Here is a 14,966-nt window from a genome sequence, read left to right on the forward strand (position 1 = left end):
TAAAAGTTCTCCTGACTCCTCTGGCTCACTCGCAGTGCCAGCCTTGTCGCGACGTGCCAGCGTTGTGCAGGCGTTCCGTGGAATCCGCGATCGATTACCGATGAATGACCAGGTCAGTGCCGCGCTTCCCCGGGCGCTGCTCCCTTGCCTTGCGCGGGCGGGGTTTCGTCGTCGTCGCTGCTGCGTGCCCAGAAGAACCGGTCGGGCATGTACGCCCCCATGCCGGGTCGGAACGCATTGCGCACCGCCTGGTACAGATACTCCTGGCTTTCGCGCACCGCTTCCGCGGGCTCCTGGCCGTTGGCGAGCAGCGCGGCGATCGCTGCGCCGAGCGTATCGGTCAGGCCTGTCAGCCGATGGGGCGCGCGGTCCCACATGTCCTGACGCAACTGGCCGTCCTCGCTGAAGAGCGTGTTGACGAGCCGGTGCGTGCCGGTTTCCGTCGACAGAATGTATTCGCAGCCCTGCGACAGCAGGTGCGAGATCGCGGCGTCGAGGCTCGGCGCCTCGGCGTCGCCGTCGGGCTGCGCAAGCGCGAGCAGCGTCGACGCGTCGGCGACCAGCAGTGTGGTTTGCGGTGCGAGCAGATCGGCGATGGCTTCGCGCAGTTCGTCGGCGGCGAGCACGTGTTCGTCGTCGAGCGTGAAGTCCGGGGCGAGGATCAGCGGGACATCGTCGTAGTCGGCCACCACTTCCGCGATCGCGCTGACCACTTCGGCGCGCGTGCACGCGCCGACCTTGAAGGCGGCGATCGGCATGTCCTCGAGCAGCATGCGCGCCTGCGTCGCGACGATGTCCGGGTCGAGGCCGGTCACTTCATCGCAGCTCGCCGAGTCGCGCACGGTGTAGCCCGTGAGCACGGAGACGCCGTGGCAGCCCATGCTGGCAAGTGTCATCAGGTCCGCCTGCAGGCCGGAGCCGCCAGTGGGATCGGAGAGGCCGAAGGTGAGGACGATCGGAGGCGTGTCGCTGGGCATGAAAATGGATGAGGAAAGCAGGATTTCGGCGCACAGTGCGCAAGTGGCTCAATTATGCGGCCTAAACCGTTGACAGGGCGTTTTTTCGCGCAGCTTGCCCGAGGGCCCACTCTACGGTGCCGCTGGCACCCGCCCAACGCGTGGCAAGACGCCGCAAGCGGCGCCGGCACGGCGCGTGGGCGCCCCGCCGAAGGCCGGTCCACGCTACGATTGCGCGTTTTCGATTGCTAGGCATGGGGGCGGCAACACGGTACCATCATGGCTCCCGTTTCCACGGACTCAACGACGCGACAAAAGAATGGAATATCAAAGCTGGATGTGCCTGATTTGCGGCTGGATTTACGACGAAGAGGCCGGCTTGCCCGACGAAGGCATTGCGCCGGGCACGCGCTGGGAAGACGTGCCCATCAACTGGACGTGTCCTGAGTGCGGAGCGCGCAAGGAAGACTTCGAAATGGTCCAGATCTGAAGCACGGCAAGCCGCCGCAAGCTTCGGCCTCCAAACGGGGTCCCGAGGTTCGGTCCCCAACCCAACCTGAACCCTGAGCTTCAATCCCGAAGGTGAGCGGTGTCTCCACCGCACAATTGCTGCAATCGCTTGATGCGTCCGGCGCGCCCGGCGCCTGTCAGAGCGCGCTAGCGCGGAACATCGCCGGACGCGTCGTGTCGCAACGGTAGTCTGTCATTGTCCTGTCGCCGGTTCGCGCGGTGGCCGCTCACTCGGCACGCGGCGCGAAGCGACGGCGCCGTCAGCTTCGTGTCGCCTGCCCATGACTCTTCGATCCGCTGCACCCGTTTCCATCGATGCACTGCCGAATCCGCGCGGCGGCGCTGTCCGCTCCGCGGAACTTGCGCTCGCCGAGGCGTCGCTCGCATTCGAGCAGCGCCACGAGAGCGGTGCCGCGCTGCTGCGCGCCTCGCATGCATTGCGCACGGCGGGCTGGCTCAGCGCGCAGCGTTTCGCCGACGCGCTGGTGCGGCTCTCGCCGCTCGCGAGCGACGAGTCGGCCGAAGCGCAAAGCGCCCGGCCGGTGTTCGGCGCGGCGCTGCATGACTTCCGCGCGGCGCTCGAACGTCACAATCTGCGTGAGCTCAGCTGCTCGCCGACGCTGTTCAACCACTACCGCGAGTTGTGCGCGCAACTCGTCGAACCCACGCCGGGCGCCGCCGTCGCGTTCGAAGACCTCGCGCTGTGCGCGCGGCCGGTGCCGCCCGCGTCGCTGCACGCGCAATCCGCCGACCAGCTCGCGCATCTGCGGGCACGCTACGAGCGCGCTCTGCTGCCGGTGCTGCGCTCGCAGGCCGACACGGGTAGCGCGGTGGCGCTTGCGGTCACCAACGCCGCGCTCGACGAGCTCGACGCCGTCTTCGCCGAACTCGCCGGCCCCGATCCCTACGACTTCTGGCGGCTCGCGCGCGCCTGCGCGAAGGCGCTGCGCGCGCGCGGCCATGCAATTCGCGATATCGACGCACGGCGCTTCTACGCGCGCTGCAACCTGGCGCTCGCCGATCACGCGCGCGGCATCGAGCGCGCGCCGCGTTCGCTGGTGCGCGCCACGCTCGCGCTGCTGTGGCGCGACTACGCGCTGTTCGGCGCGGCCGCGCAAGACGCCGACCAGGTCGAGGTGCTGCACGATTACGGCTTGACCGTCGACTGGCACGTCGCCGGCACGCAGTCGTCGGAAGCGCTGTGGGAGGCGCGCGCGCTCGAAGCGCAGTCGCTGCCGCACACGCGTGATCTCGGCGTGCTGAGCGTCAACGCGAACGCATACGAAGATTTCCTGCAGACCGCCGAAGCATCGATCGAGGCGCTCGCCGCCCATGCCCGCGCGGCCGATCAGCCGGAGAAAGCCGACCCGAGTGAAGCGCTGCAGGCGGGCGACGCCGCCTACCGGCTCGGCTCGGCCGCCTGCGCGCTCGGCCTTGGTCATGTGGCGCTGCTCGCCGATGCGCTCGGGCTCGCATGGCGACGTCGTGCGCACGCGGCGGTCGCGACGCCGGCGGTGCGCGTACACGTGATCGTCGGCGCGCCGGCGGCCGACACGCTCGAACAGGCCGCCGAGGCGTTGCGCGCGTCGCTGCACAAGGTCGCCGCGGGTGTTGGGCCAGCCGGTGGCAGCTCCACGCAGGCGGCGCTCGCCGCGCTCACGCGCGCAATCGAGCAGGGCGGCGCGTGAAGCGCAAGCAAACTTGAACCAAACGCGCGACGTGGCGCGCGAATTGCGTCGGCTACGTCTCGACCGTCGCGTGCCGAATCCGCTGAAACCCATTGTGACAAGTCACAATTGCGCTACTTCGCGACGCGCGTCAAACCTGCCGTTCTACGCGGTGTTTCGGCGCCTGATCGCGGCATGGCGCAAGTCCCGCGCGTGATAGAGTGGAACTTGATCCGGCGTCGATGACGCCGCACGTAGCGTGCAACCCAACGCGTTGCCATGCTCAAAGCAGCCCGCCATCGCGCATCGTCTTTGCTAAAATCCGAACTATGTCCAAGAGTACCGATCGCATCAATCTGACCAACCAGTTCCTGATCGCCATGCCGAACATGGCCGATCCGACGTTTTCAGGAACGGTGGTCTACCTTTGCGATCACAGTGAGCGCGGCGCGCTCGGCCTCGTGATCAACCGGCCGACCGATATCGACCTGGAAGCGCTCTTCAATCGCATCGATCTGAAGCTCGAGATCGAACCTCTTCTCCATGTTCCCGTGTATTTCGGCGGCCCGGTGCAAACCGAGCGCGGCTTCGTGCTGCACGATCCGAAAGGCGGCAGCGCGTACACATCGTCGATGTCGGTGCCGGGCGGGCTCGAAATGACCACCTCGAAAGACGTGCTCGAGGCCGTTGCGAGCGGCAACGGTCCGGAGCGTTTTCTGCTGACGCTCGGCCACGCCGGCTGGGGCGCCGGTCAGCTCGAAGACGAAATCTCGAAGAACGGCTGGCTGACGGTCGAGGCCGATCCGAAGATCGTCTTCGACGTGCCGGCCGAAGATCGTCTCGAAGCGGCGCTCGCGCTGCTCGGCGTGTCGCTGTCGATGCTGTCGGGCGAGGCCGGGCACGCATGAGGGGCCGCGCATGAATCTGCCGGCCGGACGTGAGGCGACGCTGCTTGCGTTCGACTACGGCGTGAAACGCATCGGCGTGGCGGTCGGCAATTCGCTGACGCGCCGCGCGCGGCCGCTCGTCGTCGTGCAGAACCGCAGCAAGGATTACCGTTTCGAGGCGCTCGGCAAGCTGATTGCCGAATGGAAGCCCGATGCGCTGGTGGTCGGCCTGCCGATGCACCCCGACGGCACGCCGCACGAACGCACCCAACTCGCGAAGCGCTTTGGCAACCAGCTGAACGGCCGCTTCAATCTGCCGGTCACGTGGGTCGACGAGCGCTATTCGTCGGTCGAGGCCGAGGCGCAAATCCGCGCCGGCAACGCCCGCGCCGACATGCTCGATGCCGAAGCCGCGAGCATCATCCTCCAGCAATATCTTGACGGACTTTCCGACGAACATGAGTTTCATTGACGCCGAAGCGCTGTATCGCGCGTTGCTCGACCAGATTCGCGCGGCCTATGGCGACCAGCTCGCCGCAGCGCACGACGGCACCCAGGCGGCGGTGCTAGCGGGTATCCATAGCGGCGGCGCATGGCTCGCCGAGCGGCTCGCGCGTGACCTGCACCTGGCGAGCTTCGGCGTGGTGAATGTCGCGCTGCATCGCGACGACTACGCGAAGAAAGGGCTGCACGCGCAGGCGAGCCCGACCTCGCTGCCGTTCACGGTGGATGGCAGCCGCATCGTGCTGGTCGACGACGTGCTGTACACGGGCCGCACGATTCGCGCGGCGGTAAACGAACTGTATGACTATGGCCGGCCGGCATCGGTCGAACTCGCGGTGCTCGCCGATCGCGGCGGACGCGAGTTGCCGGTGGCGGCGCGCTTCGTCGGCGGCGTGGTCGACGTGCCGGCCGACGCGACGCTCGTGCTGGCCCACGAAGACGACGGCGCGGGCGGCCAGCGGTTCTCTTTTCACACTGAAGCACGCGTCGATTGAAACTCGCGCGAGCGACGCGCCGACCTCGATCACGTTGACGCCCGTATTTGAAGCAGGTACATCATGAACACCGCCACCCAGGCTCCGCAAGATTCCTCCGCTAGCGCATCCGAGCGCTTCCGCTACGGCTTCCTGAAGGGCAACCCGCAGCTCACGAAGAACGGCGAGCTCAAGCATCTGCTGTCGATCGAGGGCTTGCCGAAGGCCATCGTCAATCACATTCTCGAGACCGCCGACCAGTTCGTCAGCGTGACCGATCGCGAAGTGAAGAAGGTACCGCTGCTGCGCGGCAAGTCGGTGTTCAACCTGTTCTTCGAGAACTCCACGCGCACCCGTACCACGTTCGAGATCGCGGCCACGCGGCTGTCGGCCGACGTGCTGAATCTGAACATCAACGCGTCGTCGACGAGCAAGGGCGAATCGCTGCTCGACACGATCAACAACCTGTCGGCGATTCACGCCGATCTGTTCGTCGTGCGTCATGCGTCGAGCGGCGCGCCGTTCCTGATCGCGCAGCACTGCGCGCCGCACGTGCACGTGATCAACGCCGGCGACGGCCGTCACGCGCACCCGACGCAGGGTCTGCTCGATATGTACACGATCCGCCACTACAAGAAAGACTTCACGAAGCTGCGCGTGGCGATCGTCGGCGACATCCTGCATTCGCGCGTCGCGCGCTCGGACATTCATGCGCTGACCACGCTCGGCGTGCCCGAAGTGCGCGCGATCGGTCCGCGCACGCTGCTGCCGGGCGGCCTCGAACAGATGGGCGTGCGCGTGTTCCACAACCTCGACGAAGGGCTGAAGGACGTCGACGTGATCATCATGCTGCGCCTGCAGAACGAACGCATGAGCGGCGCGTTGCTGCCGTCGTCGCAGGAGTACTTCAAGAGCTGGGGGCTGACGCCCGAGCGACTCGCGCTCGCCGCCCCCGATGCGATCGTGATGCACCCCGGTCCGATGAACCGCGGCGTCGAGATCGACTCGCAGGTCGCGGACGGCCCGCAATCGGTGATCCTGAATCAGGTGACGTTCGGTATCGCGGTGCGCATGGCGGTGATGGGGATCGTCGCGGGCAATAACGACTGAGCGACGACTGATCGGGAAGCCGAACGATAGGCTGAACCACAGGGCTGAACCACAGGTTTAACAAAGGCAGCGCATGAAGATTCATATTCAAGGCGGCACGCTGATCGATCCGGCAGCGGGCACCGAACAGCAGCAGGACATTTTTATCGAGGCGGACAAGATCGCCGCTCTCGGCCACGCGCCGGCCGGCTTCCAGGCGGAGCGCACGATCGACGCCCACGGTCTGTCGATCGCGCCGGGTCTTGTCGACCTGTGCGCGCGTTTGCGCGAACCGGGCTACGAGCACAAGGCGACGCTCGGCTCGGAGATGGCCGCGGCGCTCGCGGGCGGCGTGACGAGCCTCGTATGTCCGCCGGACACCGATCCGACGCTCGACGAGCCGGGCCTCGTCGAAATGCTGAAGTTCCGCGCGCGCAATCTGAACAAGGCGCACGTGTATCCGCTCGGTGCGTTGACGGTCGGTCTGAAGGGGCAAGTCATCACCGAGATGGTCCAGCTGACCGAGGCGGGCTGCGTCGGCTTCTCGCAGGCCGACACGCCGATCGTCGATACCCAGGTGCTGATGCGCGCGCTGCAATACGCGAAGACCTATGGCTTCACCGTGTGGCTGCGTCCCGTCGATGCGTACCTCGGCAAGGGCGGCGTCGCCGCGAGCGGCGCGCTGGCGTCGCGGCTCGGTCTGTCGGGCGTGCCGGTGTCGGCCGAAACGATCGCGCTGCATACGATCTTCGAACTCGTGCGCGTGACCGGCGCGCGTGTGCATGTGTCGCATGTGTCGTCGGCGGCGGGCGTCGCGCTCGTGCGCGCGGCGAAGGCCGAAGGCCTGCCGGTGTCGTGCGACGTCACGGTCAACCACGTGCATCTGATCGACCTCGACATCGGCTATTTCGACGCGCAGTTCAGGCTCGATCCGCCACTGCGTCAACAGCGCGATCGCGAAGCGATCCGCGCGGGCCTCGTCGACGGCACGATCGACGCGATCTGCTCCGCGCACACGCCGGTCGACGACGAAAAGCTGCTGCCGTTCGCCGAAGCGACGCCCGGCGCGACTGGCCTCGAACTGTTCCTGTCGCTGACGGTCAAGTGGGCCGACGAAGCGGGCGTGCCGCTCGCGACCGCGCTCAATCGCATCACCGCGGCGCCGGCGCAGGTGTTGGGCCTCGAAGCGGCTGGCCGTATCGCGGTCGGCGCGGTGGCCGACCTCTGCGTGTTCGACCGTCACGCTCACTGGCGCGTCGAGCCGCGCGCGCTGAAGAGTCAGGGGCACAACACGCCGTTCCTCGGCTACGAACTGCCGGCGCAGGTGCGCGCGACCGTCGTGTCCGGTCAGCTCGCGTACGAACAGCGCTGAGCGGGCATCGTCTCGGTCCAGTCAAGGAAAGCTCCGGCCATGAAGCTCGCGTTACGCAAGATCCGTCTCATCACGCATCTGCTGCACGGCATGTGGACCGTCGCGACGCGCTTTCCGAACGCGAGCGCCGAGCGGCGACACGCGCTCAATCGCGCGTGGTCGTTGAAGATGCTGCGGCTGTGCGGCATGCGCCTCGTCGTGCATAACGATGCGGTGCGGCTCGATCGTGGCGCGCTCGTCGTCGCCAATCACGTCTCGTGGATCGACATCTACGTGATCAACGCGTGGCGGCCGACGCCGTTCGTGTCGAAGGCGGAGATCCGGCAATGGCCAGTGGTTGGCTGGCTCGCGCAGCAGCTCGATACGGTGTTCATCCAGCGCGAGAAGCGCAGCGACGCGAAGCGGATCATGCACGAACTCGCCGATCGGCTCAGTGCGGGTGAACTGATGTGCGTGTTCCCCGAAGGCACGACGTCGAACGGGCTCGAGTTGCTGCCCTTTCACGCGAACATGTTCCAGGCGGCGGTGTCGGCCGGTGTGCCGGTGCAGCCGCTGTGCATCATGTACGAGGATGCGCAGGGCCGGCAGTCGACCGCACCCGCGTATATCGACGATGTGTCATTGTCCGACTCGCTCGACATGCTGTTGCGTGGCGGTCCGCTAACCGCTCACGTCTATGTCGGCGCACCGCTCGCGCCGAACGCCGACCGGCGGGTGCTCGCGGCGCAGGCTCAGAATGTGGTGGCGAACGCGTTGCGGGACATGCAGGCCGGCAACGCAGTGGCGGGGACGGTCGCGCAAGAGGGCGACGTGGCAGCTGCCGCGCCGTCGAGCGACGCCGCCGAGACGCCGGAAACGCTGATCGAGCCCGTCGATCAGCCGCGCCGCTCGGCCTGAGCGGCGGTGCTGCCGGGCAGCGTCGCCGCCTTCTGTTCAATTGCCCCCGCGCGGCACGCCGCACGAATCGCAATCGACCTGCGTCAACGTACGCTCGGCCGGATTTTGTGCGAGCCGTACCGCCGACAACTTCTGCCCCCACACGCAACCCGAATCGAGGCCGATCAGGTTATCGCGCAGCATCAGGCCCAGCGCGGCCCAATGACCGAACACGACGGTCACGTCGGCGGTCTGGCGCGACGGCACGTCGAACCATGGCATGCAACCGCTCGGCGTGGATGCGAGCGTGCCGCTGCTGCTGAAATCCATCACCCCATCGGCGCTGCAAAAGCGCATGCGTGTCAACGCGCTGCACGTCACGCGCAGACGCTCGATTCCCTTCAGGCCCGGCTTCCAGCGGTTCGGCTCGTTGCCGTACAGGCCGGCAAGCGTTTCTTTCCAGTTCGGCGCACGCAGCGCGCGCTGCAATCCGTCGGCGAGTTCCAGCGTCAGCGTCGTATCCCATTGCGGCAGCACGCCCGCGTGCACCATCAGCATGCCGTTGTCGAAATGCGCGAGCGGCCGGTGGCGGATCCACTCGAGCAGATCGGCGGCATCGGGCGCGGCGAGGATGTCTTCGATCGTGTCGCCTTTCTTCGACTTGCGAATCCCCGCCGACACCGACAGCAGATGCAGATCGTGATTGCCGAGCACCGGCACCGCGCGCTCGCCGAACGCGATGACGTCCCGCAAAGTGTCGAGCGAGTCGGGGCCGCGGTTGATCAGATCGCCGGCGAACCACAGCGGTGTGCCGTCCGGCGGCGCGGCTTTGGCGAGCAGTTGCTGAAACGGCGCGCGGCAGCCTTGCAGATCGCCGAATGCAAGGGGAACGAGGGGAGCGGACGTACTGGAAGCGTTGTGGGGTGTCATCGAGGAAATCAGGTCGATTCGACACGCGCGGTGTTGCACGACGCGTGCCACGCTGGGCAGAGCAGCAAGCTAGCGTGACATAATAGCCCGTTTGGGGTTCGGATATTGCGCGATCACGTTGTGGGACGCGGGCAACCTCGCATGGACCGCGTGCGCTATTCCAATACAACAACAGGATGACTCTCTCGTGAACGAAGCCAGCATGTCGTCGCCCGTCGCGAAGCAATTGTTTCGCACGCTCGTCACCGGTGCGAACGGTTTTACCGGCCGCTATCTGGTCGAGAAGTTGAGCGGGCGTGGGCACACCGTGATCGAAGCGGTGTGGGGGCGGGTGAGCCTGACACGCAGGGCACAGCACACGCCGCGGCGGCGTCCGGTCGACTGGATACGATCCATTAACGGTGTCGAGCGCGACATGTCATGGCGTTTCTGTGCTCGGTTCGCGTTAGCGACCGCATAAACAGTCACTAGGACAGCAAACGGCAGCCAGAATGGTGAGGCTGTTTCAAATGGTTGAATTCGAATTTTTGGCGTGGACAACCGTATAATCGGGTCATCATAAGAATAGCGTCCGAGCGTTTGCTTGCGCACAAGCGAATGCAACGGATTGCTGCAGAATCGGAAACCATTACGCATCGTGAGAAGGTCGGCGAGTCGATTTCGGGCGCCGCTCACACCCACAAGGGAATTACATGATCCTCGTAACGGGCGGTGCCGGATTTATCGGCGCCAATTTCGTGCTCGACTGGCTGAATGCGTCGGACGAAGCGGTGCTCAACGTAGACAAACTGACCTACGCCGGCAACCTGGGCACGCTGAAGTCGCTACAGGGCAATTCCAAACACATTTTCGCGCGCGTCGACATCTGCGATCGCGCTGCGCTCGACGCGCTATTGGCCGAACACAAGCCGCGCGCCGTGCTGCATTTCGCGGCCGAGAGCCATGTGGATCGCTCGATTCACGGTCCGGCCGATTTCGTGCAGACCAACGTGGTCGGCACCTTCACGTTGCTCGATGCGACGCGCAGCTACTGGAACACGCTGGGTGAAGCGGAGCGCGCCGCATTCCGCTTCCTGCACGTGTCGACCGACGAAGTGTTCGGCTCGCTGTCCGCAACCGATCCGCAGTTCTCCGAAACGACGCCTTATGCGCCGAATAGCCCCTATTCGGCGACCAAGGCCGGCTCGGATCACCTCGTGCGTGCCTACCATCACACGTATGGCCTGCCGGTGCTGACCACCAACTGCTCGAACAACTACGGCCCCTACCAGTTCCCCGAAAAACTGATTCCGCTGATGATCGCCAACGCGCTCGGCGGCAAGCCGCTGCCGGTGTATGGCGACGGACAGAACGTGCGCGACTGGCTGTACGTCGGCGACCATTGCAGCGCGATCCGCGAAGTGCTCGCGCGCGGCACGCCGGGCGAGACGTACAACGTCGGCGGCTGGAACGAGAAGAAGAATCTCGAGGTCGTGCACACGCTGTGCGACCTGCTCGACCAGCAGCGTCCGAAGGCGGCGGGCTCCTATCGCGACCAGATCACCTATGTGACGGATCGTCCGGGCCACGACCGCCGTTACGCGATCGACGCCCGCAAGCTCGAGCGCGAACTCGGCTGGAAGCCGGCGGAAACGTTCGAGACGGGGCTCGCCAAAACGGTCCAGTGGTATCTCGACAACCAGCAATGGGTCGACGAAGTCGCTTCGGGCGAATACCGGAAGTGGGTAGAGACCAACTACGCGCAGCGCGCGTAAAGGCACGGCAATGGCGCGCAAAGGCATTATTCTCGCGGGCGGTTCGGGCACTCGCCTGTATCCGATCACGCACGTCGTCTCCAAGCAGCTGCTGCCGGTGTACGACAAGCCGATGATCTACTACCCGCTGTCCACGCTGATGGTGGCGGGTATTCGCGACGTGCTGATCATCTCCACGCCACAGGACACGCCGCGCTTCGAGGCGATGCTCGGCGACGGCAGCCAGTGGGGCATGAACATCCAGTACGCGGTGCAGCCGTCGCCGGATGGGCTCGCGCAGGCGTTCATCATCGGCCGCGAGTTCGTGAACAACGATCCGTCGGCGCTAATTCTCGGCGACAACATCTTCTACGGCCACGATCTCGCGAAGCAGCTCGAACGCGCCGACGATCAGACCGAAGGCGCCACCGTGTTCGCATATCACGTGCAGGACCCGGAGCGCTACGGCGTGGTTGAATTCGACAAGCAGTTCCGCGCGTTGTCGATCGAGGAAAAGCCCGCCAAGCCGCGTTCGAACTACGCGGTCACCGGCCTGTACTTCTACGACAGGCAGGTCTGCGACATCGCCGCGGACATCAAGCCGTCCGCGCGCGGCGAGCTCGAAATTACCGACGTGAACTCGCGCTACCTCGCAAACGCGGCGCTCAACGTCGAGATCATGGGCCGCGGTTACGCGTGGCTCGACACCGGCACGCACGACTCGCTGATCGAAGCCGCGACCTTCATCGCGACGCTGCAGAAGCGCCAGGGTCTGGTGGTCGCGTGTCCGGAAGAGATCGCGTACCGGCGTCAGTGGATCGACGGCGAGCAACTGCTCGCGCTCGCTAGGCCGCTCGCGAAAAATGGCTACGGCCAGTACCTGCAAAACATTTTGACGGATCGAGTCGCATGGCCATCCAGGTAACCCCAACCTCGCTGCCCGAAGTCAAGATCATCGAGCCGAAGGTGTTCGGCGATGCGCGCGGCTTTTTCTTCGAAAGCTTCAATGCGCTCGAATTCGCCGAGAAAGTCGAGCCGGGCGTCGTGTTCGTGCAGGACAATCACTCGCGCTCGGCTCGCGGCGTGCTGCGCGGTCTGCACTATCAGATCCAGCATGCGCAGGGCAAGCTCGTGCGCGTGGTCGAGGGCGAGGTGTTCGACGTCGCCGTCGACATCCGCAAGAGTTCGCCGAACTTCGGCAAGTGGGTCGGCGTGACGTTGTCGGTGGAGAACCCCCGGCAGCTGTGGGTGCCGCCCGGTTTCGCGCACGGCTTCGTCGTGCTGTCGGAGTCCGCGCAGTTCCTGTACAAGACCACCGACTACTGGTTCCCGGAACACGAGCGCAGCATCGCGTGGAACGATCCGGCGATCGGCATCGAATGGCCGATCGACTTCGAGCCGCTGCTCGCGGCCAAGGATGCGGCGGGCAAGCGTCTCGCCGACGCCGAAGTCTACGCGTAAGGGGATCGTATGAGCGCACACCACGCGACACGGACGATTCTCGTCACCGGCGTAAACGGCCAGGTCGGCTATGAGCTCGCTCGCACGCTGCAAGGGCTCGGCAACGTGGTGGCGGTCGATCGCACACGGCTCGATCTGTCGAACCTCGATCAGATTCGCGCAGTGGTGCGCGCGCTGCGTCCGGCGCTGATCGTCAATCCGGCCGCGTACACGGCGGTGGACGAGGCCGACGAGGAGCGCGAGCTGGCAATGCGCATCAACGGCGAAGCGCCGGGCGTGCTCGCCGACGAAGCGAGAAAGGTCGGCGCCGCGCTGATCCACTATTCGACGGACTACGTGTTCAACGGCGCGAAGGAAGGCGCGTACGTCGAGGACGATCCGACCGATCCGCAGAACGTCTACGGTGCCAGCAAGCTCGCGGGCGAGCAGGCAATCGCGGCGAGCGGCGTCAATCATCTCGTGTTGCGCACCAGCTGGGTGTACGGCACGCGCGGCAAGAACTTTCTGCTGACGATGCTGCGGCTAGGCGCCGATCGTGCCGAGTTGAAGGTGGTGGCCGACCAGTTCGGCGCGCCCACGTGGTGCAACACGATCGCGACGCTGACCGCGCATCTGTGCGCGCAGGGCTTCGCCGCCGAAGACGGCGTGAAGTGGTGGAACGAGCGTTCCGGCATCTATCACCTGTGCGCGGGCGGCTCGACGTCGTGGCACGGCTTCGCGTCGGCCATCTTCGAACTCGCGGATTTGCCGAACAGGCCGAACACGCTGCCGATTCCGGCCGCGGACTACCCGACGCCCGCAAAGCGCCCCGCCAATTCGAGGATGTCGAACGACAAACTGGCGCGTGTGTTCGGGCTCGCCGCGCCGCATTGGAAGGAGGCGTTGAAGTTGTGCCTGTCGCGCGACGAGCGCCTCGCATAATGCGGGCGCCCATGTTGCCAACCCTATGCCGGGAAGGGCGGTGTAAATATCACTCGGCGAACGAGATCCTTGTTGGCCGCCAGCGATTGCCATCATTCGGGGAGTGGGGGAGCGGAAGAGCGTTTCGCGTGATCACACTTTTCTCTGTTTAGGCCCGCTCAAATGAGTCAAAAGCCCCTCGTAGTCGATCTCGACGGAACGCTGATGCGCTCCGATGTGCTGATCGAAAGCGCATTCGCATTTTTCAAAGCCGCGCCTCACCGTTTTTATGAGCCGCTACTCTGGCTGTTGCGCTTTGGCAAGCCTGGGCTCAAGTCGCGTCTCGCGCAGACGACCAATATCGACGTGACGGTGCTGCCCTATGACGAGACGGTCCTGGACTGGCTCAAGCAGGAGCGCGCCGCCGGTCGCCGCCTCGTGCTTGCCACCGCGAGCCATGAGCGCTTCGCGCATGCGATTGCCGATCACCTGAGTCTGTTCGACCAAACCTTCGCGACCAATGGCAACGTGAACCTGAGCTCGCGCAACAAGCGGGATCGGCTGGTCGCGGAATTCAGCGAAAAGGGCTTCGACTACGCCGGCAATTCGCATGCGGACGTTCCCGTGTGGGAGGTTGCCGACCGCGCCTACGTGGTCAACCCATCGGTCGGCGTCGAGCGGGTCGCGCGCAGGCGGGGCAACGTCGAGACCGTCATCGAGACGCGTCCGCCTCGCACCCGGGTGTGGGCGAAGTCACTGCGGTTGCATCAGTGGCTCAAGAACCTGCTGATTTTCTTGCCGCTGTTGGCCGCGCACGAGGCAACGTCGATGCATCTGCTCGCCATGGCCGCCCTCGGTTTCATATCGTTCGGGCTGTGCGCATCGAGCGTCTACCTGCTGAATGATCTGCTCGATCTCGAGGACGATCGGCACCACCCGACCAAGCGTCGGCGCCCGCTCGCGGCAGGAACCTTGCCGCTATGGCAGGGCGCGATGTTGTTTCCGGTTCTATTGGTGATCGGGTTTGGAATCGCCCACGCGTTACTGCCGTACCGATTCACCTTGGCGCTGATCGCCTACTACGCGCTGACGCTCGCCTACTCTTTCTATCTGAAGCGGCACGTCATGGTGGACGTCGTGGCGCTCGCTTGCCTCTACACATCGCGAATCGTGGCGGGGAGCGCGGCCATCGATGCACGGCTGAGCTTCTGGCTGCTCGCTTTCTCGATGTTCATTTTCCTCAGTCTCGCCCTGGTCAAGCGCTTTGCCGAACTGCACCTGCTGCAGGCGCGCGGGCTCGTCACGTCGCGGGGCCGAGGATATGTGGCGGGTGATCTTTCGCTGGTCTCATCGCTCGGAGCGGCGGCTGGCTATTTATCCGTGCTGGTGCTGGCGCTGTATATCCAGGACGCCAACACGCTTTTGCTGTATCGCCATCCCCAGTTCATCTGGCTGGCCTGTCCGCTTCTGCTCTATTGGGTCAGCCGTATCTGGATCATCGCCCATCGTGGCCAGATGCACGACGATCCTGTCGTTTTCGCCGCCAAGGATCGAGGTAGCTGGGCCGTCATCGGGTTGTGCGCTGTCGTGTTCTGGCTGGCCATCTGA

The 14,966-nt window shown here is 65.2% G+C and carries 15 protein-coding genes and 1 pseudogene; 14 read left to right on the top strand and 2 right to left on the bottom strand.

Features of this window, described 5'->3' with window-relative positions; genetic code table 11:
* Positions 1 to 113: 113 nt before the first annotated feature.
* On the bottom strand, positions 114 to 977 hold the full coding sequence (locus ACLFKU_RS28680; RefSeq protein ID WP_368585856.1) for a hydroxymethylpyrimidine/phosphomethylpyrimidine kinase: 864 nt from the start codon (positions 975 to 977) through the stop codon (positions 114 to 116).
* Between the two features lie 298 nt (positions 978 to 1,275).
* On the opposite strand from ACLFKU_RS28680, the gene ACLFKU_RS28685 reads away from it, so the two are divergent.
* From ACLFKU_RS28685 to ACLFKU_RS28720, 8 genes are all read left to right on the top strand, one after another.
* Positions 1,276 to 1,446, top strand: coding sequence for a rubredoxin (locus tag ACLFKU_RS28685; RefSeq protein ID WP_006047743.1), 171 nt, complete (start codon positions 1,276 to 1,278; stop codon positions 1,444 to 1,446).
* A 301-nt stretch (positions 1,447 to 1,747) separates the two neighbouring features.
* Complete coding sequence (locus tag ACLFKU_RS28690; protein WP_368585857.1) at positions 1,748 to 3,154, top strand: hypothetical protein; 1,407 nt, start codon at positions 1,748 to 1,750, stop codon at positions 3,152 to 3,154.
* Between the two features lie 308 nt (positions 3,155 to 3,462).
* Positions 3,463 to 4,041, top strand: coding sequence for a YqgE/AlgH family protein (locus ACLFKU_RS28695; protein WP_013088593.1), 579 nt, complete (start codon positions 3,463 to 3,465; stop codon positions 4,039 to 4,041).
* Between the two features lie 10 nt (positions 4,042 to 4,051).
* A complete protein-coding gene (gene ruvX / locus ACLFKU_RS28700; RefSeq protein ID WP_410851323.1) occupies positions 4,052 to 4,492 on the top strand; it encodes a Holliday junction resolvase RuvX in 441 nt (146 codons plus the stop codon).
* On the top strand, positions 4,479 to 5,018 hold the full coding sequence (gene pyrR, locus ACLFKU_RS28705) for a bifunctional pyr operon transcriptional regulator/uracil phosphoribosyltransferase PyrR (protein WP_410851324.1): 540 nt from the start codon (positions 4,479 to 4,481) through the stop codon (positions 5,016 to 5,018). Before ruvX ends, pyrR begins: the two co-directional genes overlap by 14 nt.
* Before the next feature lie 63 nt (positions 5,019 to 5,081).
* A complete protein-coding gene (locus ACLFKU_RS28710) occupies positions 5,082 to 6,107 on the top strand; it encodes an aspartate carbamoyltransferase catalytic subunit (RefSeq protein WP_410851325.1) in 1,026 nt (341 codons plus the stop codon).
* 73 nt (positions 6,108 to 6,180) lie between these two features.
* Positions 6,181 to 7,458, top strand: a complete 1,278-nt coding sequence (locus ACLFKU_RS28715; protein ID WP_410851326.1) for a dihydroorotase — start codon at positions 6,181 to 6,183, stop codon at positions 7,456 to 7,458.
* A gap of 39 nt (positions 7,459 to 7,497) precedes the next feature.
* Positions 7,498 to 8,355: a lysophospholipid acyltransferase family protein gene (locus ACLFKU_RS28720; RefSeq protein ID WP_368585861.1), complete on the top strand. Its 858-nt coding sequence runs from the start codon at positions 7,498 to 7,500 to the stop codon at positions 8,353 to 8,355.
* A gap of 36 nt (positions 8,356 to 8,391) precedes the next feature.
* Here the strand turns inward: ACLFKU_RS28720 and ACLFKU_RS28725 are convergent, their stop codons facing one another.
* Entirely contained in the window at positions 8,392 to 9,264 is an 873-nt protein-coding gene (locus ACLFKU_RS28725) for a symmetrical bis(5'-nucleosyl)-tetraphosphatase (RefSeq protein WP_410851327.1), read from the bottom strand.
* Positions 9,265 to 9,466: 202 nt separating this feature from the next.
* On the opposite strand from ACLFKU_RS28725, the pseudogene ACLFKU_RS28730 reads away from it, so the two are divergent.
* The 6 genes and pseudogenes from ACLFKU_RS28730 to ACLFKU_RS28755 form a co-directional block, all read left to right on the top strand.
* Positions 9,467 to 9,592 (top strand): annotated as a pseudogene (locus tag ACLFKU_RS28730) (NAD-dependent epimerase/dehydratase family protein); the annotation flags it as partial.
* Between the two features lie 364 nt (positions 9,593 to 9,956).
* Positions 9,957 to 11,018, top strand: a complete 1,062-nt coding sequence (rfbB, locus tag ACLFKU_RS28735; protein ID WP_368585864.1) for a dTDP-glucose 4,6-dehydratase — start codon at positions 9,957 to 9,959, stop codon at positions 11,016 to 11,018.
* A gap of 10 nt (positions 11,019 to 11,028) precedes the next feature.
* Positions 11,029 to 11,922: a glucose-1-phosphate thymidylyltransferase RfbA gene (gene rfbA / locus ACLFKU_RS28740; RefSeq protein WP_368585865.1), complete on the top strand. Its 894-nt coding sequence runs from the start codon at positions 11,029 to 11,031 to the stop codon at positions 11,920 to 11,922.
* A complete protein-coding gene (rfbC, locus tag ACLFKU_RS28745; RefSeq protein ID WP_410851328.1) occupies positions 11,907 to 12,458 on the top strand; it encodes a dTDP-4-dehydrorhamnose 3,5-epimerase in 552 nt (183 codons plus the stop codon). Before rfbA ends, rfbC begins: the two co-directional genes overlap by 16 nt.
* A gap of 9 nt (positions 12,459 to 12,467) precedes the next feature.
* Positions 12,468 to 13,379: a dTDP-4-dehydrorhamnose reductase gene (rfbD, locus tag ACLFKU_RS28750; protein ID WP_410851329.1), complete on the top strand. Its 912-nt coding sequence runs from the start codon at positions 12,468 to 12,470 to the stop codon at positions 13,377 to 13,379.
* A 162-nt stretch (positions 13,380 to 13,541) separates the two neighbouring features.
* Positions 13,542 to 14,966, top strand: coding sequence for a UbiA family prenyltransferase (locus ACLFKU_RS28755; RefSeq protein ID WP_152850844.1), 1,425 nt, complete (start codon positions 13,542 to 13,544; stop codon positions 14,964 to 14,966).

Source organism: Paraburkholderia sp. EG304 (genome assembly GCF_046543485.1).
GTDB classification, from domain to species: Bacteria; Pseudomonadota; Gammaproteobacteria; order Burkholderiales; family Burkholderiaceae; genus Paraburkholderia; species Paraburkholderia youngii.

Bases quoted from the DNA above. Each gene is read 5' to 3' on its own strand.
- ACLFKU_RS28680 (WP_368585856.1), bottom strand. From the start codon at position 977: ATGCCCAGCGACACGCCTCCGATCGTCCTCACCTTCGGCCTCTCCGAT.
- ACLFKU_RS28685 (WP_006047743.1), top strand. From the start codon at position 1,276: ATGGAATATCAAAGCTGGATGTGCCTGATTTGCGGCTGGATTTACGAC.
- ACLFKU_RS28690 (WP_368585857.1), top strand. From the start codon at position 1,748: ATGACTCTTCGATCCGCTGCACCCGTTTCCATCGATGCACTGCCGAAT.
- ACLFKU_RS28695 (WP_013088593.1), top strand. From the start codon at position 3,463: ATGTCCAAGAGTACCGATCGCATCAATCTGACCAACCAGTTCCTGATC.
- ruvX (WP_410851323.1), top strand. From the start codon at position 4,052: ATGAATCTGCCGGCCGGACGTGAGGCGACGCTGCTTGCGTTCGACTAC.
- pyrR (WP_410851324.1), top strand. From the start codon at position 4,479: ATGAGTTTCATTGACGCCGAAGCGCTGTATCGCGCGTTGCTCGACCAG.
- ACLFKU_RS28710 (WP_410851325.1), top strand. From the start codon at position 5,082: ATGAACACCGCCACCCAGGCTCCGCAAGATTCCTCCGCTAGCGCATCC.
- ACLFKU_RS28715 (WP_410851326.1), top strand. From the start codon at position 6,181: ATGAAGATTCATATTCAAGGCGGCACGCTGATCGATCCGGCAGCGGGC.
- ACLFKU_RS28720 (WP_368585861.1), top strand. From the start codon at position 7,498: ATGAAGCTCGCGTTACGCAAGATCCGTCTCATCACGCATCTGCTGCAC.
- ACLFKU_RS28725 (WP_410851327.1), bottom strand. From the start codon at position 9,264: ATGACACCCCACAACGCTTCCAGTACGTCCGCTCCCCTCGTTCCCCTT.
- rfbB (WP_368585864.1), top strand. From the start codon at position 9,957: ATGATCCTCGTAACGGGCGGTGCCGGATTTATCGGCGCCAATTTCGTG.
- rfbA (WP_368585865.1), top strand. From the start codon at position 11,029: ATGGCGCGCAAAGGCATTATTCTCGCGGGCGGTTCGGGCACTCGCCTG.
- rfbC (WP_410851328.1), top strand. From the start codon at position 11,907: ATGGCCATCCAGGTAACCCCAACCTCGCTGCCCGAAGTCAAGATCATC.
- rfbD (WP_410851329.1), top strand. From the start codon at position 12,468: ATGAGCGCACACCACGCGACACGGACGATTCTCGTCACCGGCGTAAAC.
- ACLFKU_RS28755 (WP_152850844.1), top strand. From the start codon at position 13,542: ATGAGTCAAAAGCCCCTCGTAGTCGATCTCGACGGAACGCTGATGCGC.